Origin of the sequence: Vagococcus sp. WN89Y (genome assembly GCF_052220145.1) — a bacterium.
Lineage (GTDB): Bacteria > Pseudomonadota > Gammaproteobacteria > Enterobacterales > Enterobacteriaceae > Kosakonia.
In genome coordinates this window covers 1-23,746 of record NZ_JBQPOM010000057.1, presented here as the reverse complement: position 1 = coordinate 23,746, position 23,746 = coordinate 1, and the positions used below count along the sequence as shown (strand labels likewise).

The 23,746-nt window shown below is 53.1% G+C and carries 18 protein-coding genes and 1 pseudogene; 13 read left to right on the top strand and 6 right to left on the bottom strand.

The features are described from left to right. The first annotated feature begins 280 nt into the window (after nucleotides 1-280). The 6 genes and pseudogenes from ACTU3N_RS16185 to ACTU3N_RS16160 all read left to right on the top strand — a co-directional run bounded on the left by ACTU3N_RS16185 (nucleotide 281) and on the right by ACTU3N_RS16160 (nucleotide 7,254). The gene (locus ACTU3N_RS16185; protein ID WP_443087146.1) at nucleotides 281-2,050 is read left to right on the top strand and encodes a fibronectin type III domain-containing protein; all 1,770 of its coding nucleotides are present in this window, start codon (nucleotides 281-283) and stop codon (nucleotides 2,048-2,050) included. Nucleotides 2,051-2,710: 660 nt separating this feature from the next. Next, on the top strand, nucleotides 2,711-3,361 hold the full coding sequence (locus tag ACTU3N_RS16180; protein WP_443087145.1) for a fibronectin type III domain-containing protein: 651 nt from the start codon (nucleotides 2,711-2,713) through the stop codon (nucleotides 3,359-3,361). 749 nt (nucleotides 3,362-4,110) lie between these two features. After that, the gene (locus tag ACTU3N_RS16175; protein ID WP_443087144.1) at nucleotides 4,111-4,302 is read left to right on the top strand and encodes a hypothetical protein; all 192 of its coding nucleotides are present in this window, start codon (nucleotides 4,111-4,113) and stop codon (nucleotides 4,300-4,302) included. A gap of 148 nt (nucleotides 4,303-4,450) precedes the next feature. Next, nucleotides 4,451-4,768: pseudogene (locus ACTU3N_RS16170) on the top strand (fibronectin type III domain-containing protein); the annotation flags it as partial. A 517-nt stretch (nucleotides 4,769-5,285) separates the two neighbouring features. Further along, nucleotides 5,286-5,933: a fibronectin type III domain-containing protein gene (locus ACTU3N_RS16165; RefSeq protein WP_443087143.1), complete on the top strand. Its 648-nt coding sequence runs from the start codon at nucleotides 5,286-5,288 to the stop codon at nucleotides 5,931-5,933. 199 nt (nucleotides 5,934-6,132) lie between these two features. Beyond that, on the top strand, nucleotides 6,133-7,254 hold the full coding sequence (locus ACTU3N_RS16160; RefSeq protein WP_443087142.1) for a ribosomal protein uL16 3-hydroxylase: 1,122 nt from the start codon (nucleotides 6,133-6,135) through the stop codon (nucleotides 7,252-7,254). Nucleotides 7,255-7,298: 44 nt separating this feature from the next. On the opposite strand, the gene pepT is transcribed toward ACTU3N_RS16160, so the two are convergent. Further along, on the bottom strand, nucleotides 7,299-8,522 hold the full coding sequence (pepT, locus tag ACTU3N_RS16155) for a peptidase T (RefSeq protein WP_443087141.1): 1,224 nt from the start codon (nucleotides 8,520-8,522) through the stop codon (nucleotides 7,299-7,301). Nucleotides 8,523-8,812: 290 nt separating this feature from the next. On the opposite strand from pepT, the gene potA reads away from it, so the two are divergent. The 4 genes from potA to potD are packed head-to-tail and all read left to right on the top strand — an operon-like array spanning nucleotide 8,813 to nucleotide 12,619. After that, nucleotides 8,813-9,931, top strand: coding sequence for a spermidine/putrescine ABC transporter ATP-binding protein PotA (potA, locus tag ACTU3N_RS16150; RefSeq protein WP_443087140.1), 1,119 nt, complete (start codon nucleotides 8,813-8,815; stop codon nucleotides 9,929-9,931). Further along, complete coding sequence (gene potB / locus ACTU3N_RS16145; RefSeq protein WP_443087139.1) at nucleotides 9,915-10,772, top strand: spermidine/putrescine ABC transporter permease PotB; 858 nt, start codon at nucleotides 9,915-9,917, stop codon at nucleotides 10,770-10,772. Before potA ends, potB begins: the two co-directional genes overlap by 17 nt. Next, complete coding sequence (potC, locus tag ACTU3N_RS16140) at nucleotides 10,769-11,548, top strand: spermidine/putrescine ABC transporter permease PotC (protein WP_443087138.1); 780 nt, start codon at nucleotides 10,769-10,771, stop codon at nucleotides 11,546-11,548. Before potB ends, potC begins: the two co-directional genes overlap by 4 nt. Nucleotides 11,549-11,572: 24 nt before the next feature. Continuing rightward, on the top strand, nucleotides 11,573-12,619 hold the full coding sequence (gene potD / locus ACTU3N_RS16135; protein WP_443087137.1) for a spermidine/putrescine ABC transporter substrate-binding protein PotD: 1,047 nt from the start codon (nucleotides 11,573-11,575) through the stop codon (nucleotides 12,617-12,619). Between the two features lie 47 nt (nucleotides 12,620-12,666). On the opposite strand, the gene cobB is transcribed toward potD, so the two are convergent. The 5 genes from cobB to lolC are packed head-to-tail and all read right to left on the bottom strand — an operon-like array spanning nucleotide 12,667 to nucleotide 17,534. Continuing rightward, nucleotides 12,667-13,488: a Sir2 family NAD+-dependent deacetylase gene (gene cobB, locus ACTU3N_RS16130; protein WP_443087136.1), complete on the bottom strand. Its 822-nt coding sequence runs from the start codon at nucleotides 13,486-13,488 to the stop codon at nucleotides 12,667-12,669. 16 nt (nucleotides 13,489-13,504) lie between these two features. Then, complete coding sequence (gene nagK / locus ACTU3N_RS16125) at nucleotides 13,505-14,416, bottom strand: N-acetylglucosamine kinase (protein ID WP_443087135.1); 912 nt, start codon at nucleotides 14,414-14,416, stop codon at nucleotides 13,505-13,507. A gap of 19 nt (nucleotides 14,417-14,435) precedes the next feature. After that, nucleotides 14,436-15,680 (bottom strand): lipoprotein-releasing ABC transporter permease subunit LolE, encoded by a 1,245-nt coding sequence (gene lolE / locus ACTU3N_RS16120; RefSeq protein ID WP_443087134.1) that lies wholly within the window; start codon nucleotides 15,678-15,680, stop codon nucleotides 14,436-14,438. Then, nucleotides 15,680-16,381, bottom strand: a complete 702-nt coding sequence (lolD, locus tag ACTU3N_RS16115) for a lipoprotein-releasing ABC transporter ATP-binding protein LolD (RefSeq protein WP_443087133.1) — start codon at nucleotides 16,379-16,381, stop codon at nucleotides 15,680-15,682. Before lolD ends, lolE begins: the two co-directional genes overlap by 1 nt. Then, a complete protein-coding gene (gene lolC, locus ACTU3N_RS16110; protein ID WP_443087132.1) occupies nucleotides 16,374-17,534 on the bottom strand; it encodes a lipoprotein-releasing ABC transporter permease subunit LolC in 1,161 nt (386 codons plus the stop codon). The genes lolD and lolC overlap by 8 nt, the downstream gene beginning before the upstream one ends. A gap of 307 nt (nucleotides 17,535-17,841) precedes the next feature. On the opposite strand from lolC, the gene ACTU3N_RS16105 reads away from it, so the two are divergent. From ACTU3N_RS16105 to ldtC, 3 genes are all read left to right on the top strand, one after another. Beyond that, nucleotides 17,842-18,915, top strand: coding sequence for an acyltransferase family protein (locus ACTU3N_RS16105; protein ID WP_443087131.1), 1,074 nt, complete (start codon nucleotides 17,842-17,844; stop codon nucleotides 18,913-18,915). Between the two features lie 101 nt (nucleotides 18,916-19,016). Next, nucleotides 19,017-22,463: a transcription-repair coupling factor gene (gene mfd, locus ACTU3N_RS16100; RefSeq protein WP_443087130.1), complete on the top strand. Its 3,447-nt coding sequence runs from the start codon at nucleotides 19,017-19,019 to the stop codon at nucleotides 22,461-22,463. Between the two features lie 156 nt (nucleotides 22,464-22,619). Then, nucleotides 22,620-23,588 (top strand): L,D-transpeptidase LdtC, encoded by a 969-nt coding sequence (ldtC, locus tag ACTU3N_RS16095; RefSeq protein ID WP_443087129.1) that lies wholly within the window; start codon nucleotides 22,620-22,622, stop codon nucleotides 23,586-23,588. The last annotated feature ends 158 nt before the right edge of the window (nucleotides 23,589-23,746 follow it).

The window sequence follows — 23,746 nt, the reverse complement described above, 5'->3', positions numbered from 1 at the left end:
TCAAATCATTATTTTTAAAACATGTCATTTCTGTTTTTAGGAAATATCATGACTTATTTTAAGATACGTCATTCCTAAATAATAATATAAGCACTCAGCGGCTTTATAATTATTACGTGAACGCAAATCAAACAAGCGGAGAAATATAATAGCTACTACGACCAATGTTTCATTTTTAGCCGAATACACCCAGGTTTCAGCCTGGTCCGGTGCATTAAAAATCACTTTAACGAATAATATCGGCGCCCCGCTCGAAAGCCCGGTCGAAATTATTTTTGATATGCCGGTGGAAGTTTCGCCCAGCACGAACACTGGGCTTACGGTTGAAAACAGCGGTACGCCGACAACACGCGTGGTGGGGCAGCTCTCACCGGAATTGACCCCCATCGCCGATGGCGAAAGCGTCAGCTTTACCGTCGGCCTCGGTTCCAGCACGGGTGGGTTAACCGCAGACGTATTATCGACAGCCTATTATGTAAACGGTATGCTGGCACAAGGCGGCGGTGACGAAGGTTCTGAGCCGGATGATAATGCACCTTCCGCACCCGCCGGGCTGTCGGCCACGGCGTCCACCAGCTCGACCATCGACCTTTCGTGGAATGAATCCACTGATGATGTCAGCGTCGGCGGGTACATTGTTTACTACACTCCGGAAAATGGCGTGACACAGTCGAAACGTGTTACGGCACCGGCAACCACCGTTACGCTCGATGGCCTTAGCGCTGATACCCCGTACAGCATTTATGTTCAGGCCTACGATACGTCAAATAACTTATCTGATGCGTCAAATACTATTAATGTACTGACCGCCACGGTGCCAACGGATGTCACGCCGCCTACCGTACCGGCGAATTTACGCCTGACCGCTATTACGCAGAATTCCGCTTCTCTGGCATGGGATGCCTCCACCGACAACAGCGGCGTGAAGAACTACGTTGTCTCCTGGTCCGCGCCAGGCAGCGCCGCGCAAACCTCGACGGTCACCGGCACGTCAGCCACCCTCACCGGTCTGTCGGCCAATACAGCCTATACCTTTAGCGTGGTTGCGGTTGATAACGTCGGTAACCAGTCAAATAGCAGCGCCAGCGTCAGCGGCACGACGCTGGGCCAGCCTGCTGCGGGCAGCGGGGAAACCGATTTTTCACCGTACGTTGACGTCAGTACCTTTGCGAAATGGGCAACAACCCTTCCGGCTCTGACGCCAGACTTTATTAACGACGCGATTGCATTAGGCATCAAATCTTTCCACCTGGCATTCCTTGTGCAGGACCCCTCTAACCCCAGAAGCCCGGTCTGGGGTAACGGTACCTTCCCGCTGGAGAGTATCGCACCGCTGGTGAATATCATCAGAAATGCCGGCGGCGAACCGATCTTTGCGTTTGGTGGTTTCTCCGGGGTGGACTTCTCCACCACGTGGACCGTCAATGAACTCGCCGATCTTTATATTCATATCGCCCAGACCTACGGCGTGACTACCATTGACCTGGACTTTGAAACCGCAGGTTTCTATAACAGCAGTGTCGCCTTCCCGGCATTTGTACAGGCAAGGAACACCGTACCTGAGTTAGAAGTCAGCGTGACACTGCCGGTATGGCCTACTGGATTAACCGCAGCTGGCCTCGATGTGCTCAATGTAGCCGCCGCCAATGGACTTCAGCCCTACGTGAATATCATGGCGATGGACTACGGCCCGATCTTTGCAGGCGATTATGCGATCCAGGCGATTAATTCCACTAAAGATCAGATGAAAACTCTCTGGGGTTACACTGATTCTGAAGCGTATGAAAAAATTGTTGTTACGCCGATGATTGGTCATAACGATACCGACCCGTTAGTCTTCACCGTCGAGGATGCTATTCAGGTCGCTGAGTTTGCTAAGCAGAATAATCTGCATCAGGTAAGCGAATGGTCACTGGGCCGCGACTTCGCGCCAGGCACGGTTGACTCCCATGGCAATATGCACAGCAATGACAAACCGACCAGTACGCTTATCGTGGGTCAGGAAGATTATGCGTTTACCAAAGCATTCCAGAACACCCTGAGTTCTTAATCATCTTTACCGGGGCCGGTAGCGGCCCCGTCCTGTGTCCTTCTTCCGGCAAAACCCTTTTCACCCACACCTGGCCTTGCCCCATTCCTTAAGCCATTCTGTTGCACCCATTATCGCCTGCCGTTCTTCGCGCCTGCCTGTAACAGGGAATAAGCGCGTATCTGCGCAACGGCAGGTATTTCTGCACAACAAGCTGGTTTAATAACCTTCAGCTGACTTAAGCCACAGGAAAATAACTTTCCTGCCGCTACGCCGGGATTTTATCTTTTTTTCATCGCGCACAAAAACTTCATCTGGATCACTTCTTATATATAAAGACAGTTCAGTCAGAACCTTAGCCAGAATATAATCCGATATATAATTAATATTAACGAGAAATTTAAGATTAAAACAGAGAGTGATATTACAGAGCACACTTATATCTAATATTATCAATTATTTATGCCACATCCAATAATTTAAACACCATTTTTCTGGGCTGCTATTATTTAACTGTTGCCACCTTATCTCACGGTAGTAAAAGGGGCGTAGCACCAGGTCTGAAATTTATTTAGGACGCTTCGCGGTATATTTTAAGATATATCACAAACTGAATCAGTATATATAACCACGAGTGCTGGCATATATTGCGCACTCTGAATCTCATTATGGAGAAATAGTATGGCTGTTACCTATAATTACCTTGCCGATGCCCAATACACATACCTCACTCCCTGGTATGGTACATTACAAATCGTGTTGACCGACCAGTCCTGGAATGGGGCAGGGCTGGAAGCCCCAATTAAATTTGCTTTTGATATGCCCGAGGAAGTGATTCCGAGTACAAACACCAATTACGATGTCGATGACAGTGGCGTGGCTACCACGCATGTATCGGGTACCCTGCCGCAGGCTCTGCCCGGGAGTGGACGACTCATTTTTAACGTAAATATTAGTTCTCCTACAGGAACATTAACCGCCGACGATTTGCCGACGGTATATTATGTCAATGATGCAACAATCATTGGACACCCACCTGTCGGGCCCGACAGAATATGGGTACCTGAAACTAGCGATACGACAGCCACCTTTATGTGGCATCCTGGAACGGCGGGAGATTATCCAGTTAAGGAATATTTAATTACTCTTGCCTATACTGCTCCGGATGGTAATCGTGTATACCGGGAAATCAGCGCATCGCAGGCGCCACTTACAGTCACCGATTTGCCGCCAGATACGCTAATAACGGTTTTCATCCAGGCGGTTGATGAGCAAGGTGGCGTATCCCCTGCAAATGCTTTCCAAACCTTCAGAACTGACCCGGCAAAATAACGCAAACCTGTTGTCTCTTTTCCGGGGCCGGAAACGGCCCCGCTTTCTGGCATCTCATTTGTACTTTCCATCTTTTCATCGTTATTCACCTTCCTTATTTTTTCTTCATTGGCGGGTCTTTATGCACCATTAATTAAAGAGGCTTCAGGATAAATTATGAATATAAAAATACGCTATCAATACAATTAAAAAACACATCACTTCAACCCTCAGAAAATAATAAGCTTGTCGATAACACAGCTTTTGATATATTTTGTAAGGCTTATAAGAAAAATACCCTTACAGAGACATAATGAATTTCCGCCACCATACAATACATTAGCTCGAAAATCATAGTAAAATTATAAAGCAGGCTTGTAAAAATTAAGAACGCATTAGGCAATGATAACGATAGCAGCAAATTAAACCTTTTAAAGCATCCATATGGCATTCAGAAAATATATCAAACACCCATACCGTTTCAGGCTATCATAAATGAGTAACAACAGCGACACTCATGAAATGAGGCCCTCGCGAATAAAGCATTTAAATAATTTAAGATGCTTCACCTTATAAATTGTTAATTAGCGATTTTTCAGGCCGTTAAAATCAAAAAAACTGCACGGCAAATCATTCACTCATAGTAATTGAACAGGAGAAACAAAAGGGCCGTTATCTATGGTATCAACTCGATGCCGAATATATGAGTTTTACGCGCTAATTAAAGTGAACTGGAAATTACCATTACCAACGTCGCAGCAACGGAAGATTTGGAACAACCCCTTACCTTCGCTTTCTTTATGCACCGGGAAAACGTACCCAGCACCCATTCGCAGTTCGTTGTCACTAATAGCGACGTTGCAACCTCACATGTGGAAGGAACACTGCCCGCCCTGCCGAAGCGCGACAGCATCACCTTTACCGTCAGCATCAACAGCCCTGACGGTACACTGACTACCTGAATTTCCAAAACTATTCTATATTAATGACCAGGTAATCGATACGTACAGACCCAACGTTCCTACCGGAATCAATGCAACAAGCAAGGCTCCAACCTCCATCTCTTTGACATGAAAGCCGGCCACCGCGACCACCTTCCCTGTCAAAGAATACCCTGTCTACTATCTTGATGTGTTTGATCCTGATAAGGGATGGCAGGTAATGATTGTTCAGGGTACCTCCGCGACGATCAGCGGTCTAACCCCTGCCACGAATTACCAGTTCTATGTCCGTGCGGTTGACGAACGAAGCGGCCGTTCTTCGTCCGTCGGTGTTTCGGGTATTTTTGTACATACTTCTGCCGAAAAACAATTTTGTTCTGCCCTGCACGCTTTCAGGGGCTGGCAACAGCCCCTTTTCTATGTCCCACTTACGCTAACACACCGCCCGTCACGCCCTGTATATACCTTTATCGGCCAAATTGGATAAATATGAACAATGCAGCCGCCTATTTATATTCAGTATGAAGGAAAACTTTATTAAAATAGTTCGCAATACAATGCTTTTAAACCCAACAGAAATAACACATCTGCTGAAAATGCGACATTTAATATTCTTTTTTCAACAGTCGTGATTAATATCAATCAAGTTGCACAAAGAATCACCCAAAATATTCATCGCATTATATTTAATAACATGACAAAACTCAGGAGCCTGAATGTTAAAAATTAAGCCAAGGCTGAAAGATAATAACAATAAAAAACACCATTCATTTATAAATCAACCACGTAATACGCAACCAAAACATTAGTCAGGCACGTCACGCCAGGCTATCATAAATATGTACCAACCACGATACACATGTAATTAAACGTTTTATAAATGTAGCATCTTAATGATTTAAGAAATCTCATCCAATGAATTGAGATTTAACAGCTTGCCATGATGTGAAATATACACACCGAATGGCAAACCACCATCTATTTAATTAATCCGGAGAAATAAAATGGCCGCTATTTATGGTTATGAAGTCAGTTCTGAATATATCAGTTTCACCCGCTGGTCGGGCGAACTGCAAATTACCTTAACTAACATCTCAGCATCTGATGATATCGATGGCCCGGTGACCTTTGCATTCGATATGCCCTACGAAGTGGTCCCCAGCACTGGTTCGGGGTTTGAGGTTAAGAACAGTGGTATCGCCACAGCGCATGTGGAGGGTACACTGCCTGCGCTGCCTGCACAGGGAAGCGTTACGTTTGTTGTTAACATCAGCTCCCCTAACGGCACACTCAGCTCGATCAAGCTGCCGACGCTCTTCTATATCAATGACAGAGTCGTCGTTACGTTCAGACCGAACGCACCAACAGGCCTGCGGGTAACCGCCACGACTACATCATCAATCTCTTTGGTGTGGAATCAAGCCGTCGCAACAACCTTCCCCATCGAAGAATACATTGTCTATTATGATGAGGCGCTTGCGGACACCACCGAATGGAAGACAATAACTGTGCAGGATACTTCAGCCACTCTGACAGGCCTGAAGCCCGGAACCACTTACTTATTCTATGTACGTGCAGTTGATGAACAGGGGGGCCGCTCCCTGTCTAAAGACAGTGCCCTGGTCAATGCGCGCACCCAAAGCGAAAGTTAACTTACTTCTCTAATTCTTTTTTCAGGGGCTGACAACAGCCCCGTTTTTACGTCACAAACACTTGCACCCTACCAGTACTGGCTGACAGAGCACGCCCTTGCATCTTTCTTCAGACTCTTCATGGTTTGACAGGACAAAACCGTGTATCGGCATTACTATAATCATTGATTCAGTCACTGATTATTTGCCGGAAACGCATATGGAATATCATCTAGAAATAAACTGGCCAGACTTTATTCAACGCTACTGGCAAAAACGCCCGGTGGTGCTGAAGCGTGGGTTTAACAATTTTGTCGATCCTATCAGCCCTGACGAGCTGGCGGGACTGGCGATGGAGAACGAAGTGGACAGCCGACTGGTCAGCCAGCGCGATGGCAAATGGCAGGTCGAGCACGGGCCTTTCCAGAGCTACGATCATCTGGGCGAAAACCACTGGTCGCTGCTGGTTCAGGCCGTTAACCACTGGCACCAGGGCGTTGCCGCGCTGATGCGTCCCTTCCGCGCCCTGCCCGATTGGCGCATTGACGATCTGATGATCTCCTTTTCTGTTCCCGGCGGCGGCGTCGGCCCGCATTTCGATCAGTATGATGTCTTTATCATTCAGGGAACCGGCCGTCGGCGCTGGCGCGTGGGTGAAAAGGCACAGTTGAAACAGCACTGCCCGCACCCGGATTTGTTACAGGTTGATCCTTTTGACGCCATCATTGACGAAGAGCTGGAACCTGGCGACATCCTTTATATTCCACCGGGTTTCCCGCATGAAGGGTACTCGCTGGAAAATTCCCTGAACTATTCCGTGGGCTTCCGTGCACCGAGTGGCCGGGAGCTTATCAGCGGCTTCGCCGATTATGTGCTGCAGCGCGAGCTGGGCAGTCTGCGATATAGTGACCCGGATGTGCCGCTGCGCGAGTTGGCTGCGGATATTGTCCCGCAGGAAATCGATAAGCTGCGCGAAATGATGCTGGCGCTAATCAACCAACCGGAGCAGTTTAATGAGTGGCTGGGCGAGTTTATCTCTCAGTCACGCCACGAGCTGGACATCGCGCCGCCGGAACCGCCCTATCAGCCAGACGAAATCTACGATGCGTTGCAGCAAGGGGACAAACTGGTGCGCCTGGGCGGGCTGCGCGTGCTGCGCATTGGTGAAGAGATCTTTGTCAACGGTGAGAAAATCGATTCGCCGCACCGTCCGGCGCTGACTGCGCTGGCAAACCATATGGTGTTGAGCAAAGAGATGTTTGGCGCAGCGCTGGAAGATCCCTCTTTCCTCGCCATGCTGGCCGCGCTGGTGAACAGCGGCTACTGGTTCTTTGAAGATTAAACCTGCCACCAGATGCCCGGTAATCACGTTACCGGGCCTTTTCCTTATGCTTTCGCCGTCAGTTCCGCAATGCGCACAATAACCTGCACCGCTTTTTCCATCCCTTCCAGCGTGACGAACTCATGCTTACCGTGGTAGTTATAACCGCCGGTAAACAGATTCGGGCAAGGTAACCCCATAAACGAGAGCTGCGCGCCGTCGGTCCCGCCACGAATCGGCTTCATGTCCGGCTCAATATTGCAGTCCCGCATGGCTTGCTGCGCAATCTCCAGAATATGCGGATGCTCGACCACCTTTTCCCGCATATTGTAATAACTGTCCTCAATAATAAGTTCGATATAGCAATCCGGGTGCAGCCCTTTGCCCACCTGTTTGGCAATTTCCATCATCTTGCGCTTGCGGGCTTCAAAGGCTTTGGTGTCGAAGTCACGGATGATGTAGTGCATCTCCGCCCGCTCAACCGTACCTTTGATGCTGGTGAGATGATAAAAACCTTCGTAACCCTCGGTCTGTTCTGGGCTTTCTTCCGGCGGCACCAGCCCATGGATACGGCTGGCAAGCGTCAGGGCGTTCACCATCACCCCTTTCGCCGTGCCGGGGTGCACATTGTTACCGACAATTTTGATGGTGACCGATGCGGCGTTGAAGTTTTCAAACTCCAGCTCGCCCACGCCGCCGCCATCCACGGTGTAAGCCCACTGCGCGCCAAAAGCCTCGACATCGAAATACTTCGCGCCTTTACCGACCTCTTCATCGGGCGTGAAGGCCACGCAAATATCACCGTGCGGAATATTTTTCTCGATAAGCACCGCCAGCGCAGTCATTATCTCGGCGACCCCGGCTTTATCGTCAGCGCCCAGTAAGGTTTTGCCATCGGTGGTGATAAGCGTCTGACCCAGCAACTGGTGTAGCACCGGGAACATGACCGGCGAGAGAATTTCATCCCCGACGCCAAGCGCGATATCGCCGCCGCGATAATTTTCAACGATTTGCGGATTCACATTTTTACCGCTGCAATCGGGCGACGTATCAACATGGGAAATAAAGCCAATGGCCGGTACAGGCGTGGCGACATTGGCGGGAAGCCTTGCCATCACCGTACCTTTTTCGCCGAGGGTGATATCCACAAGCCCCATCTCTTCAAGCTGCTGTTGTAGCAAACGCAGGAGCTTCCACTGTCCGTCGGTGCTGGGCACCTGGCGCACGCCGGGCTTTGATTGAGTATCCAGAGAAACGTACTGTAAAAATCGTTCTAATAATTTGTCCATTAAGCCCCTCCCACAAGATGTCGCATCATTATTAATAAGCATCAAAAGACAAATATTGCGTCAGGTCACTTTTACTCCGCAAACGAGATTTTTTTGAGATTTTGATGACCTATTTGAACAATAGTTGAGAAAATCTCCATTCGTGCGGCGAAAACGCAACAACCATTGGCGATTTCAGAGGTTTGCCGTAGAATGCCAGCCCTAAAATCGTGCACAACCCCAAGGTGGTTAATCACAAACCCCGCATCAGTTTAGTCAGTCGATGCGAAAACATGGGACAGAGTAAAAAATTGAACACAAAACCGCGTTCGCGTTCACCGCTCGTGCAGTTGGCGGGTATTCGCAAAAGCTTTGATGGCAAAACGGTCATTTCAGATTTTAACCTGACCATCAATAACGGCGAATTTCTGACGCTGCTTGGCCCTTCCGGTTGCGGCAAAACCACGGTTTTGCGCCTGATTGCCGGGCTGGAAAGCGTCGATGTTGGTCACATTCGCCTGGATTCCCAGGACATTACCCAGGTTCCGGCGGAGCACCGCCACGTCAATACCGTATTCCAGAGCTACGCCCTTTTCCCGCATATGACCGTGTTTGAAAACGTGGCATTTGGTCTGCGGATGCAAAAAACACCGGCCAGCGAGATAACACCGCGCGTGATGGACGCGCTGCGTATGGTCCAGCTTGATGAGTTTGCTCAGCGCAAGCCGCACCAGCTCTCCGGCGGCCAGCAACAGCGCGTCGCAATTGCCCGCGCCGTGGTCAACAAGCCGCGCTTGCTCCTGCTGGATGAATCCCTCTCTGCGCTCGATTACAAACTGCGCAAGCAGATGCAAAACGAGCTAAAAGCCCTGCAACGTAAGCTCGGTATCACCTTCGTCTTTGTCACGCACGATCAGGAAGAAGCGCTGACCATGTCCGATCGTATTGTGGTGATGCGTGACGGGCGCATTGAGCAGGACGGCACGCCGCGCGAAATTTACGAAGAGCCGAAAAACCTGTTTGTCGCCAGTTTCATTGGCGAAATCAACATTTTCAACGCAACGGTGATAGAGCGTCTGGATGAGAGCCGCGTGCGCGCCAACGTTGAAGGCCGCGAGTGCAACATCTACGTAAACTTCGCCGTGGAAAAAGGGCAGCGACTGAATGTTCTGCTGCGTCCTGAGGATCTGCGTGTTGAAGAGGTCAATGACGGTGCCGAGGTAGAAGGCCTGATAGGTTTTGTGCGCGAGCGCAACTACAAGGGCATGACGCTGGAGTCGGTGGTTGAGCTGGAAAACGGCAAGATGGTGATGGTCAGCGAGTTCTTTAATGAAGACGATCCGGACTTTGACCATTCGCTGGACCAGAAGATGGCCATTACCTGGGTAGAAAGTTGGGAGGTCGTACTGGCTGATGAAGAGTACAAGTAAATTCCAGAATGTGGTGATCGCCACGATCGTCGGTTGGCTTGTACTGTTTGTTTTTTTGCCCAATCTGATGATCATTGCCACCAGCTTTTTGACCCGTGATGACGCAAATTTCGTCAAGATGGTCTTTACGCTGGATAACTACACGCGCCTTAGCGATCCGCTCTATTTGGACGTACTGCTGCATTCGCTGAATATGGCTGCTATCGCCACGCTCGCCTGCCTGGCGCTGGGCTATCCGTTTGCCTGGTTTCTGGCCAAACTTCCGGCAAAGGTGCGCCCGCTGCTGCTCTTTTTATTGATTGTGCCTTTCTGGACTAACTCGCTAATCCGTATCTACGGGCTGAAAATTTTTCTCAGCACCAAAGGCTATCTCAATGAGTTTTTGCTGTGGCTGGGCGTGATTGATACCCCTTTGCGCATCATGTACACGCCGTCGGCAGTGATTATCGGTCTGGTTTATATTCTGTTGCCGTTTATGGTGATGCCGCTCTACTCCAGCATTGAAAAGCTGAATAAATCCCTGCTGGAAGCGGCCAAAGATCTCGGTGCCAGCAAGCTGCAAACATTTGTACGCATTATTCTTCCGCTGACCATGCCAGGGATTATCGCCGGTTGCCTGCTGGTGATGTTACCGGCGATGGGGCTGTTTTATGTGTCGGATTTAATGGGCGGCGCGAAAAACTTGCTGATTGGTAACGTAATCAAGAGTCAGTTCCTGAATATCCGCGACTGGCCGTTTGGCTCGGCCACCAGCATCACGTTAACGGTGGTGATGGGGCTGATGCTGTTGGTTTACTGGCGCGCTTCGCGCCTTCTGAATAAGAAGGTGGAACTCGAATGACAGGCCGACTGCTGCGCGGCGGGTTTATGACCGCCATTTATGCTTACTTATATATTCCGATCATTATCCTGATCGTTAACTCGTTCAACAGCTCACGCTTCGGCATTAACTGGCAGGGATTCACCACCAACTGGTATAGCCTGTTGATGAATAACGACAGCCTGTTACAGGCGGCGCAGCACTCGCTGACCATGGCCGTGCTGTCGGCCACCTTCGCCACGCTTATCGGTTCGCTGACGGCGGTGGCGCTCTATCGCTATCGTTTTCGCGGTAAGCCTTTTGTCAGCGGGATGCTGTTCGTGGTGATGATGTCGCCGGATATCGTGATGGCGATTTCCCTGCTGGTGCTGTTTATGTTGCTTGGCATTCAGCTCGGCTTCTGGTCGCTGCTGTTTTCGCATATCACCTTCTGTCTGCCTTTTGTGGTGGTGACGGTCTATTCACGTCTGAAAGGCTTTGATGTGCGCATGCTGGAAGCCGCGAAAGACTTAGGCGCCAGCGAAATGACCATTCTGCGCAAAATCATTCTGCCGCTGGCGATGCCGGCAGTGGCAGCCGGCTGGCTGTTAAGCTTTACCCTGTCGATGGATGATGTGGTCGTTTCGTCTTTCGTCACCGGGCCGGGCTATGAAATTCTGCCGCTGAAAATCTATTCGATGGTAAAAGTTGGCGTGTCGCCTGAAGTGAACGCGCTGGCAACCGTGCTGTTAATTTTGTCGCTGGTTCTGGTGATTGCCAGCCAGCTTATCGCTCGTGATAAAACCAGGAGCCTGTAAGGTTCGTTACCGGGGGGACGTTAAATGAAAAAATGGTCACGCCACCTGCTCGCAGCGGGCGCTCTTGCCGTCGGCATGGGTGCTGCGCATGCGGACGACAACAAAACGCTCTACTTCTATAACTGGACGGAGTATGTGCCGCCAGGCCTGCTTGAGCAGTTCACCAAAGAGACCGGCATCAAGGTGATTTATTCGACCTACGAGTCGAATGAAACCATGTACGCCAAGCTTAAAACCTATAAAGATGGCGCGTACGATCTGGTGGTGCCGTCCACCTATTTCGTGGATAAAATGCGCAAAGAAGGCATGCTGCAAAAGATCGATAAAACGAAGCTCACCAACTTCCACAACCTCGATCCGCAGATGCTGAACAAACCGTTCGATCCGGATAACGACTACTCTATCCCCTATATCTGGGGCGCGACCGCCATTGGTATTAACAGCGAAGAGATCGACCCGAAAAGCGTATCCAGCTGGGCAGATTTATGGAAGCCGGAGTATAAAAACAGCCTGCTTCTGACCGACGATGCGCGCGAAGTGTTCCAGATGGCGCTGCGTAAGCTGGGCTACTCCGGTAACACGACCGATCCGAAAGAGATAGAAGCGGCGTATAAAGAGCTGCAAAAACTGATGCCAAACGTTGCTGCGTTTAACTCGGATAACCCGGCGAATCCCTATATGGAAGGCGAAGTAAACCTTGGCATGGTGTGGAACGGCTCTGCATTTGTGGCGCGCCAGGCCGGTACGCCGCTGGACGTGGTGTGGCCGAAAGAAGGCGGTATTTTCTGGATGGACAGCCTGGCTATTCCGGCAAATGCGAAGAATGTGGAAGGCGCACAAAAGCTGATTAACTTCCTGCTGCGCCCGGACATCGCCAAACAGGTTGCGGAGACCATTGGTTACCCGACGCCGAACCTTGCCGCGCGCAAACTGCTCAGCCCGGAAGTGGCGAACGACAAGACGCTCTATCCGGATGCAGAAACCATCAGTAAAGGCGAATGGCAGAGCGATGTGGGCGATGCCAGCACGCTGTACGAAGAGTATTACCAGAAGTTGAAAGCAGGACGCTAACTGTTTTGCCCGGTAACGCTTGCGCTACCGGGCCGCTTTACCGCCGCTTATAACCCTTTCAGCAGTTTTTCGACATACTCCGGCACCACTTCACTTGCCAGCCCGTAATGCTTCTCTTCGAACTCGCTACCGACCTGGCTTGGCTCCAGATTAAGTTCGACGGTATGCGCGCCATGCAGTTTTGCTTCGTGCACAAAACCCGCCGCCGGGTAAACGTGCCCGGAGGTACCGATAGCGATAAACACATCCGCCATTGCCAGCGCATGGTAGATATCATCCATACCCAGCGGCATCTCGCCAAACCACACAACATGCGGGCGCAGCACCGACGGAAACTGGCAGCAGTGGCACTTATCATCCTCAGTGACATCTCCCGTCCATTCCAGCACCTGACCACTGTGCTGGCAGCGCACTTTCAGCAGCTCGCCATGCATATGGATGATATGTTTGTTCCCGGCACGTTCATGAAGGTTATCGATATTCTGCGTCACCAGCAGCAAACGATCGCCCAGCGCCTCTTCCAGCTTCGCCAGCGCCAGATGCGCGGCATTCGGCGCAATCTCCGGCTGCTGTAACTGGCGGCGGCGATCGTTGTAAAACCGTTGCACCAGCTCAGGATTGCGGGCAAACCCTTCGGGTGTCGCCACGTCTTCCACATGATGCTCTTCCCACAGGCCATCGGCCGCGCGGAAAGTACGAATGCCTGACTCAGCGGAAATGCCCGCTCCCGTTAAGACTACAACTCTCGGTTTTTCCATCTCTTCCGGCACCACTCTGTCTCTGAAAAATATTCGCTGGCGTAAGCGTTCGCGTAAACGGCGCTTGTTACGCCGAAAACGGCTGAGACGATGTAAACGACGCGATTGCATGGCATCCTCTCAGGATTTAGTCAGTAAGATGCAGAAACGCTGCACCACGCATACCGCCCGCATCGCCGTGGCGCGCACGTTCGATACGCGGCACGTCCCCGGCGGGCAGCAGATGCGGCCGGATACGCTCCGGCAACAGTGTAGTTAAGGCGCTGAAATTCGACAAACCGCCGCCGATCACCAGCAAATCAGGATCAACGATAGTCAGGATATTGCCAAGACACACCGCCAGAAGATCCGCGTAGCGCTCCACGTGCGCACACGCCGTCGCCTCCCCCTGCTCCCAGCGCGTGATAATTTCCGGTGCCGTCAGGGTCTGGTGGTAAAAGTGCTGATACAGCCAGGCAAAACCGCGCCCGGAAAGGTAGTTTTCGATACAGCCGAGTTTGCCACACCCGCAGCGCGTGAGCGGGAAATCAAACCCCATCAGCGCAAGCGCATCGACAGGCAGACGGATATGGCCAAACTCTCCGGTAATATAGCGCCGCCCGGTGACCGACTTGCCGTTCACCACCAGCCCGCCGCCGACGCCGGTACCGAGGATAAGCCCCATCACCAGCGGATACTGGCGGAACTCATCATCCCAGGCTTCAGAAAGCGTAAAGCAGTTGGCGTCGTTATCCAGCCGCACATCCCTGTTGAGTAAGTCACATAAATCACGGCGCAAAGGCTTGCCGCTGGCAGCCGGAACATTGGCGGCATACAGCGTGCCATCGGCGGTTTCCGGCATGCCGGGAATACCGATCCCGACGCTGCCTTTGACGCCAAAGCGCGCATCCGCCTCGTCCACCAGGCTTGCCAGCGCATGCAAAAATGCCTCGTAACTATCATGCGGTGTCGCGACGCGCTTTTCCCACTGCAAGCGTCGCTCGCTGTCGAATACACCCAGCGCAATTTTCGTTCCACCAATGTCGAAACCGTAATTCATTGCCACTCCTTCGGCGGGATTACTGCCCGCTCAGCACGCGTGCCGGATCAATATTGCTTGCCCGGCGTGCCGGATACCAGCTCGCCAGCAGGCTTAATACCAGCGCGGTCGCCAGTACGTACACCACATCCAGTGGGTGTAATTCCGAGGGGAGAAAATCGATAAAATAGATATCGCCCGACAGAAACTGATGACCGATAATTTTTTCAATCAGGTTGATGAGCGGCGTGAGCTGCAACGCGGCCACCACGCCAATAACCACGCCGCACAGACTGCCGAGCAGCCCGGCCAGCAGCCCGTACCAGACAAAAACGGCGCGGATCAAACCATCTTTCGCTCCCAGCGTACGCAGCACGGCGATATCCCCGCTCTTATCTTTCACCGCCATCACCAGCGTCGAGACGATATTAAAGCAGGCCACACCAATCACCAGCACCATCGCGAGGTACATAATGGCGCGGATCATCTGAATATCGCGGTACATATACCCGTACTTACCGATCCAGCTTTTAATATACACGTAGCTGTCGGTCACCTGGCCTGCATCGCGCACCAGTTTGTTCGCGTTAAACACATCGTTAACTTTGATGTCGATGCCCGTCACGCTGCTGCCCATCTCAAGATACTGTTGCGCATCCTGCAGCGGGATCATGGCGAAACTGTGGTCAAGCTGGCCGCTCAGTTGCAAAATACCGGTAACGTGCAGGCGCACGCGTTTTGGCTGCAATAATTTATGTGCATCGTCCGAGTTCGGGATCATGATTGAGACCCAGCCGCCTGCTTTCACGTTCAGCGCATCGGCAACCCCTTTGCCCAGGATGATTTGCTGCTCACCGGCTTTAAAATTTTGCCACGCATCGCCCTGGACAAATGTCGGTAGCGCGCTTAGTTCGCTCTCCTGAGCAGGATCGACGCCTTTGACCTGGAGAGCGCGCAGATTAGTACCGCTCTCCACCAGCCCCGTGAAGTTGATATAAGGGGCCGCTGCCTCGATACCCGGCACCTTTTTGACCTTTTCCAGCGCCGTGTTCCAGTTGTTCCACGGCTGGTTGACCGGCTCGATTTCACCGTGCGGCACCACCGCAAGGATGCGGTTATTCAGCTCGCGCTCAAAACCGTTCATCGCGCTCAGCCCGACAATCAGCACCGCCACACCCAGGGCGATACCAATCGTTGAGATAACGGAAATCAGCGACACCATGCCGCTGCGACGCCGCCCACGGCTAAAACGCAGCGCAACCAATAACGACAGGGGTGCGGCCATCAATCTGCCCCCATCAGGGTCATTTCAGTATTCAGGCGGCCATCGCGCATCTCCAGCTGGCGGTTCATGCGCTTCGCCAGCTGCAAATCGTGCGTCACCACCAGAAACGCCGTGCCCTGGGCGGCGTTCAGCTCACCCAGCAGCTGGAAGATGCTGTCTGCATTGCGTGCATCAAGGTTGCCGGTCGGTTCGTCTGCCAGCACCAGGCGTGGATTATTGACCAGCGCGCGTGCAATGGCGACGCGCTGGCGCTCGCCGCCGGAAAGCTCCGACGGGCGGTGAGCGGCACGGTGCTCAAGCCCGACGGCACGCAGCATTTCGCGCGCGCGCGCGTCAATCTCCGCCGGTTTCTTTTTGCCGATAAGCAGCGGCATCGCCACGTTTTCCAGCGCGGTAAAATCGGGTAACAGGTGGTGAAACTGGTAGATAAAACCGAGCTCACGGTTGCGCAGCTCCGCTTTCGCGCCGGAAGAGAGTTTGCTCATCGATTGAGAGCGGAAAATCACATCGCCGGAGGTCGGCGTATCCAGCCCGCCGAGCAGGTGCAGCAGCGTACTTTTACCGGAACCGGAGCTGCCGACGATGGCCATCATTTCGCCTTCCGCCATGCTAAAGCTGACATCGTGCAGGACATCCGTCTGCACCGTGCCTTCCTGATAGCGTTTGCACAGGTTGTCGCATTGCAACAGGATCTTATTCATAACGTAAAGCCTCAGCGGGTTGAGTGGCGGCAGCGCGCCAGGAAGGATAGAGCGTGGAGAGCAGCGCGATGGCCATCGCCACCAGCGCGATAGTGATGACCTGTAGCGGTTCAATCGCCACCGGCAGCGTAGCACCGTCAAGCAGCGCGCCAATAATCGGCATCACATTGTTTAGCTGGCTGGCGAGCAGCGCGCCAAGCACCGCGCCCAGCAACGCGCCGATGATCCCGGCGCTGGCGCCCTGCACCATAAAGACGGCCATGATTTGGCGGCGCGTCAGCCCCTGGGTTTGCAAAATCGCCACTTCGCCCTGCTTCTCCATCACCATCAGGCCAAGCGAGGTAATAATGTTAAACGCAGCCACGGCAACAATCAGGCTTAAGAGCAGCCCCATCATGTTTTTTTCCATGCGCACCGCCTGGAACAGCTCGCCTTTGCGATCGCGCCAGTCCTGCCATTTTGTGCCTTCCGGCAGCGGCTGCTGACTCAGCACATCCACCTTAAGCGGTTCGTTCAGCCACAAACGCCAGCCGGTAATATTCCCGGCCGGGTAGCGCATCAGGCGCGAGGCATCCTGAATATTCACCAGCATCTGGTAGTCATCCACTTCACTGTTGGCGGCAAATGTCCCTGCGACCGTAAAGAGGCGCTGGCTCGGCAGCCGCCCCATCGGCGTGAACTGGCTGGCGGAAGGCACCATCAGGCGAATCTGATCGCCACGGTTGACCCCTAATTGCCCGGCAAGCCGCTCGCCCAGGATAATGTTGTACTTACCGGCCTGCAGAACGTTTTGCTCAACGTTGACCAGGTAGGGCGTGAGCGGATCTTTTTGCGCCGGATCGATACCGAGCATCACGCCGACCGCCACGCTGCGCGCGCTTTGCAGCACCACATCACCGGTGGTCAGCGGCGCAATACGCGTAACGCCCTGTAATTTTACCGCGCTTGCCGGGAGTGTTTGAGGGTTAAGAGAGCCATGTTGCGTTGAGAGAGTGGCCTGCGGCATCAGCCCCAGGATGTTGTTTTGCAGCTCGCGTTCGAAACCATTCATCACCGATAACACGGTCACCAGCGCCATAACGCCCAGGGTGATGCCAATGGTCGACAGCCAGGAGACAAAGCGGCCAAAGCGGTCTGCTGCACGTCCGCGCATATAGCGCAAACCTATGAAAAGAGTGACAGGCTGGTACATGAAATCCGTCTGGTTGCTGAAAGCAGAGTCAGGAGTATATAAGCGAAAGCACAGAGCGTAAATGAGTGAAACGGTAAGTTTTCGTCACGACACGGGGAAAAAAGTTCCAGAAATCAATTCAATAATTCAGTTTTGCTAACGTAACCCCGGCTTCGGCATCCTCTGATATTTATCCGAAAATGAGTAAATACAGACACTTTCCGGTTACGTTTCCGCCGTCTATGAGAAAAAGTAATAGATCTTTTTTCAGGGATACAGGCGCAACGTTATGAAACAAAAACAATTATGGATTAACCAAATTAAAGGATTATGCATCTGTCTGGTGGTGGTGTATCACTCGGTCATCACTTTTTATCCGCACCTGACGTTTTTCCAGCATCCGTGGGCAGAAACGCTGGCGAAGTGCTGGATCTACTTCAACCTTTATCTTGCTCCCTTTCGTATGCCGGTGTTCTTTTTTATCTCCGGGTATCTGATTCGCCGCTACATCGATGAGGTCTCCTGGAAGGACTCGATTGATAAACGCATCTGGAGCATCTTCTATGTGCTGGCATTGTGGGGCGTGTTGCAATGGATTGGACTGAGCCATCTCAACGACTGGCTGGCGCCAGAGCGGGATCTGAGCAATGCGTCCAACGCCGCCTATGCGAATGACTGGGCAGGTTTCCTGCACGGTATGCTGACCGCAAGCACCAGCCTGTGGTATCTCTACGCAATGGTCGTTTACTTTATGCTGTGTAAATGGCTGAGCCGCTGGAAAGCGCCGCTGATGGTGGTGTTGCTGGTATGCAGCGTCGTGATTAATTACCTGCCGCTGCCGTGGTGGGGGTTAAACAGCGTGGTGCGCAACATGATCTACTACAGCATGGGCGCGTGGTATGGCCCGGCGGTGATGGCGTGGGTCAAGAACGTCTCGCTGCGCCGCTACGCCCTGCCGTTTGCTGTTGCCTGCGTTGCGGCATTCGGCTTGTGGATGTTCAATATGCCGCTGCCTTTGTGCATGCTGTCGATTGTCGGCATCATGCGCCTCTTCCAGGAGATGGAGCTGCGCTTCCCACCGTCGGAAAACAGCGTGCTGAACATTGTCGGCACCAATACCATCGCCATCTATACCACGCACCGTATTTTAATCGAAGGCTTTAGCCTGGCGATGCTCAAGCCGCTAAACGCAGGCGCGCTGCCCGCCGGGGTTGAGCTGGCAATACTGCTGCTTTACCCCTTCGTCACCCTGTTTATCTGTACGCTGTTTGGTTTGCTGGTGCGTAAAATCTCTACCGCGCTTTTTGGCGATCTGTTCTTTACCCCGCCAGCAAAACTGCAACAAACCGCTACTGCACGCTGAGGTTGGCGAAAATAGCGCAATCACAGATAATAATGGTATTGCGTTTCAGTGATATGCCCCCATAAGGGGGCTATATCCTTTTAGAGATCGTGGCACTTTTTATGTCTGATAAATACCGTTATTCCCTGCCCGGCAAAGCGGGTGAACAGCGCCAGCTCGGTGAACTGACTGGCGCGGCCTGTGCAACCGAGGTTGCGGAAATCGTCGAGCGCCACAGCGGCCCGGTAGTGCTGATTGCGCCCGATATGCAAAACGCGCTGCGTTTACACGATGAAATCGGGCAATTTACCGATAACCTGGTGATGAATCTTGCCGACTGGGAAACGCTGCCTTATGACAGCTTCTCGCCGCACCAGGAGATTATCTCCTCGCGCCTGTCGACCCTTTACCAGCTTCCCGCCATGCAGCGCGGCGTGCTGATTGTGCCGGTAAATACCCTGATGCAGCGGGTGTGCCCGCATAGCTATCTGCATGGTCATGCGCTGGTGATGAAAAAAGGCCAGCGGCTCTCGCGCGATCAACTGCGCGCGCAGCTCGACAGCGCCGGCTATCGCCATGTTGATCAGGTGATGGAACACGGGGAGTATGCCACCCGTGGCGCGTTACTGGATCTCTTTCCGATGGGCAGCGCGCAGCCTTACCGTCTCGATTTTTTTGATGACGAAATCGACAGCCTGCGCCTTTTCGACCCGGATACCCAACGCACGCTGGAAGAGGTCGAGGCCATCAATTTACTGCCCGCGCATGAGTTTCCTACCGACAAAACAGCTATCGAACTGTTTCGCAGCCAGTGGCGCGATAAGTTCGAGGTAAAGCGCGACGCCGAGCATATTTATCAGCAGGTCAGTAAAGGCACCCTGCCCGCCGGGATCGAGTACTGGCAACCGCTGTTCTTTAGCGAACCATTGCCGCCGCTGTTCAGCTATTTTCCGGCCAATACCTTGCTGGTGAATACTGGCGATCTGGAAGCCAGCGCCGAGCGCTTTTCCCAGGAAACGCAGGCGCGTTATGAAAACCGGGGCGTTGACCCGATGCGCCCGCTCCTGCCGCCCGACGCGCTCTGGCTGCGTGTTGATGCCTTATTCAGCGAGCTAAAAAACTGGCCGCGTGTGCAGCTTAAAACCGACGCGCTGGCCGAAAAAGCCGCGCACGTTAACCTCGGCTACCGGTCTTTGCCGGAGCTGGCGGTTCAGACGCAGCAAAAATCCCCGCTGGAAAGCCTGCGTAAATTTATCGAAAGTTTTGACGGGCCGGTGGTGTTCTCGGTCGAGAGCGAGGGCCGCCGTGAAGCGCTGATTGAACTGCTGGGGCGTATTAAAGTCTCGCCGAAGCGTATTTTGCGCCTTGATGAAGCTACCCGCAAAGGCTGCTATCTGATGATTGGCAGCGCGGAGCATGGTTTTATCGATACGCTTCGCAACCGTGCGCTGGTGTGCGAAAGCGATTTGCTCGGCGAGCGTGTCGCCCGCCGTCGCCAGGATACTCGCCGCACCATCAACCCTGATACGCTTATCCGCAACCTGGCCGAACTGCACGAAGGCCAGCCGGTGGTGCACCTGGAGCACGGCGTTGGCCGCTACGCCGGGATGACCACACTGGAAGCAGGCGGTATCAAGGGCGAATACCTGATGCTGATGTATGCCAATGACGCGAAACTGTATGTGCCGGTGTCGTCATTGCATCTTATCAGTCGTTACGCAGGCGGTGCGGAAGATAACGCGCCGCTGCATAAACTGGGCAGCGATGCCTGGACGCGGGCGCGGCAAAAAGCGGCGGAAAAGGTACGCGATGTGGCCGCCGAACTGCTGGATATTTACGCCCAGCGCGCCGCGAAAGCAGGCTTCGCCTTTAAGCATGACCGGGAGCAGTATCAGCTCTTCTGTGACGGTTTCCCGTTCGAAACGACCCCGGATCAGGCGCAGGCTATCAATGCAGTGCTCAGCGATATGTGCCAGCCGCTGGCGATGGATCGCCTGGTGTGTGGCGACGTTGGTTTCGGCAAGACCGAAGTCGCGATGCGCGCGGCGTTCCTGGCGGTGGAGAACAATAAGCAGGTGGCGGTGCTGGTGCCCACCACACTGCTTGCCCAGCAGCATTTTGATAACTTCCGCGACCGCTTCGCCAACTGGCCGGTGCGCATTGAGATGCTGTCGCGCTTTCGTAGCGCAAAAGAGCAGGCGCAGGTACTTGAGCAGGCCGCTGAAGGCAAAGTGGATATCCTTATCGGTACCCATAAGCTTTTGCAAAGCGACGTCAAACTCAAGGATCTCGGCCTGCTGATTGTGGATGAGGAGCACCGTTTTGGCGTGCGCCACAAAGAGCGTATCAAAGCAATGCGTGCCGATGTGGACATCCTGACGCTGACCGCCACGCCTATCCCGCGCACGCTCAATATGGCCATGAGCGGAATGCGCGACCTGTCGATTATCGCCACGCCACCGGCGCGCCGCCTGGCGGTGAAGACCTTTGTTCGCGAGTACGACAGCCTGGTGGTACGCGAAGCCATTCTGCGTGAAATCTTGCGCGGCGGGCAGGTTTATTACCTGTATAACGACGTGGAAAATATTCAGAAAGCGGCGCAGCGGCTCGCAGAACTGGTGCCCGAAGCGCGTATCGCTATCGGTCACGGGCAGATGCGCGAGCGCGAGCTGGAACGGGTGATGAACGATTTCCATCACCAGCGTTTTAACGTGCTGGTGTGTACGACGATTATCGAAACGGGCATTGATATTCCGACGGCCAATACCATCATTATTGAGCGCGCGGATCACTTCGGCCTTGCGCAGCTTCACCAGTTGCGCGGTCGCGTCGGGCGTTCTCACCATCAGGCTTATGCCTGGCTGCTGACCCCGCATCCGAAAGCGATGACCGTGGATGCGCAAAAGCGTCTGGAAGCTATCGCCTCGCTGGAAGATTTGGGCGCAGGCTTTGCGCTGGCGACCCACGATCTGGAAATCCGTGGCGCGGGTGAACTGCTTGGTGAAGATCAGAGCGGGCAAATGGAGACCATTGGCTTCTCGCTCTATATGGAGCTTCTCGAAAACGCAGTCGATGCGCTGAAAGCGGGGCGCGAGCCGTCGCTGGAAGATTTGACCAGCCAGCAAACAGAAGTGGAGCTGCGCATGCCTGCCCTGCTGCCGGACGATTACATTCCAGATGTGAATACACGGCTGTCATTCTATAAGCGTATCGCCAGTGCCAAAGATGAGCACGCGCTCGATGAGCTGAAAGTGGAGCTTATCGATCGCTTCGGGATGCTGCCGGATGCCGCGCGTAACCTGCTGGATATCGCCCGCTTACGCCAGCAGGCGCAGAGGCTGGGCATTCGTAAACTGGAGAGCAACGAAAAAGGCGGCATCATTGAATTCAATGAGAAAAATAACGTCAACCCGGCGTGGCTGATTGGCCTGTTACAAAAACAACCGCAGCACTTCCGCCTTGATGGCCCGACGCGGCTGAAGTTTATGCATGATCTGGCCGAGCGGAAAGCGCGCATGGACTGGGTACAAAGCTTTATGCAACAACTGGCCGAAAACGCAGCAGCCTGATCGGCAAAAACCGGGCCATTTGGCCCGGTGATACCCGGTAAACACAAAACTTTACAGATACTTTGCACAATCCCAGGAGTATCTTTCCGTTCCGGCCACCATAATTCATCAGCAATTTGTATTGCAATAACCTTATGATTTAGATGGATTATGGTCATGATTAAAAGTGTGCGTTTTTCCCGCTGGATAACGCGTCTCACCGTTGTCGCCGCAGTCGTTTTCGCTGTGCCCTCCTGGGCCAACACCTGGCCTCTCCCCCCTTCCGGCAGTCGTCTGGTCGGAGAAAACCGTTACCATGTCGTGCAGAACGATGGCGGTTCGCTGGAGGCGATCGCCAAAAAATACAACGTCGGTTTTCTGGCCCTGTTACAAGCCAACCCTGGCATTGACCCCTATGTTCCGCGTGCAGGCAGTGTTCTGACGATACCCCTGCAAACGCTGCTGCCGGATGCGCCGCGCAAAGGGATCGTTATCAACCTTGCGGAGCTGCGCCTCTATTACTATCCACCGGGGAAAAACGAGGTCACCGTTTACCCGATCGGTATCGGCCAGTTGGGGGGTGACACGTTAACCCCGACGATGAAGACTACCGTATCAGACAAACGCGCCAATCCCACCTGGACGCCGACCGCCAATATTCGCGCACGTTATAAAGCCCAGGGGATCGACCTGCCCGCAGTGATGCCAGCCGGGCCGGATAATCCGATGGGCCATCATGCTATCCGCCTCGCGGCTTTTGGCGGCGTGTACCTGCTGCACGGCACAAACGCCGACTTCGGCATTGGAATGCGCGTCAGCTCCGGCTGCATTCGCCTGCGTGATAACGATATCTCAACGCTCTTTGCCCAGGTCACGCCCGGCACGCCGGTCAATATTATTAATACGCCGATTAAAGTATCAGTAGAACCTGACGGCACGCGCCTGGTTGAGGTGCACCAGCCTTTGTCGAAATCGATCGACGAGGATCCGAAAACGCTGCCTATCGTGCTGGATAGCGCAATGGAAGCCTTTAAAAATGACGCGCAGAGTGATGCGGAGGTGATGACGCATGCCATGGAGGTGCGCTCCGGTATGCCGGTCGATGTGACTCGCCATAATGTCGAGAGTGCGACGCAGACGCTGTAAGCACGCAGCGCGGTTAAGAAAAGCAATAAGAAAATAAATATCCTCCGGCATAGCCGGAGGTTTTTCAGATGCGCCTATAAGGCTCTATTACCAGCCGCGCCCTAACAGGCGCATACGATCTGACATTTGCATCAAACTTCGTTACTTACGGCCCGTAA

What these genes read in the sequence shown, in the direction of transcription:
- lolD (WP_443087133.1), bottom strand. Translation starts at nt 16,381, where the DNA reads ATGAATAAGATCCTGTTGCAATGCGACAACCTGTGCAAACGCTATCAG.
- cobB (WP_443087136.1), bottom strand. Translation starts at nt 13,488, where the DNA reads ATGCAATCGCGTCGTTTACATCGTCTCAGCCGTTTTCGGCGTAACAAG.
- pepT (WP_443087141.1), bottom strand. Translation starts at nt 8,522, where the DNA reads ATGGACAAATTATTAGAACGATTTTTACAGTACGTTTCTCTGGATACT.
- nagK (WP_443087135.1), bottom strand. Translation starts at nt 14,416, where the DNA reads ATGAATTACGGTTTCGACATTGGTGGAACGAAAATTGCGCTGGGTGTA.
- mfd (WP_443087130.1), top strand. Translation starts at nt 19,017, where the DNA reads ATGTCTGATAAATACCGTTATTCCCTGCCCGGCAAAGCGGGTGAACAG.
- lolE (WP_443087134.1), bottom strand. Translation starts at nt 15,680, where the DNA reads ATGGCCGCACCCCTGTCGTTATTGGTTGCGCTGCGTTTTAGCCGTGGG.
- ACTU3N_RS16180 (WP_443087145.1), top strand. Translation starts at nt 2,711, where the DNA reads ATGGCTGTTACCTATAATTACCTTGCCGATGCCCAATACACATACCTC.
- potD (WP_443087137.1), top strand. Translation starts at nt 11,573, where the DNA reads ATGAAAAAATGGTCACGCCACCTGCTCGCAGCGGGCGCTCTTGCCGTC.
- ldtC (WP_443087129.1), top strand. Translation starts at nt 22,620, where the DNA reads ATGATTAAAAGTGTGCGTTTTTCCCGCTGGATAACGCGTCTCACCGTT.
- ACTU3N_RS16160 (WP_443087142.1), top strand. Translation starts at nt 6,133, where the DNA reads ATGGAATATCATCTAGAAATAAACTGGCCAGACTTTATTCAACGCTAC.
- lolC (WP_443087132.1), bottom strand. Translation starts at nt 17,534, where the DNA reads ATGCGCGGACGTGCAGCAGACCGCTTTGGCCGCTTTGTCTCCTGGCTG.
- potB (WP_443087139.1), top strand. Translation starts at nt 9,915, where the DNA reads ATGAAGAGTACAAGTAAATTCCAGAATGTGGTGATCGCCACGATCGTC.
- ACTU3N_RS16165 (WP_443087143.1), top strand. Translation starts at nt 5,286, where the DNA reads ATGGCCGCTATTTATGGTTATGAAGTCAGTTCTGAATATATCAGTTTC.
- ACTU3N_RS16185 (WP_443087146.1), top strand. Translation starts at nt 281, where the DNA reads ATGCCGGTGGAAGTTTCGCCCAGCACGAACACTGGGCTTACGGTTGAA.
- potC (WP_443087138.1), top strand. Translation starts at nt 10,769, where the DNA reads ATGACAGGCCGACTGCTGCGCGGCGGGTTTATGACCGCCATTTATGCT.
- ACTU3N_RS16105 (WP_443087131.1), top strand. Translation starts at nt 17,842, where the DNA reads ATGAAACAAAAACAATTATGGATTAACCAAATTAAAGGATTATGCATC.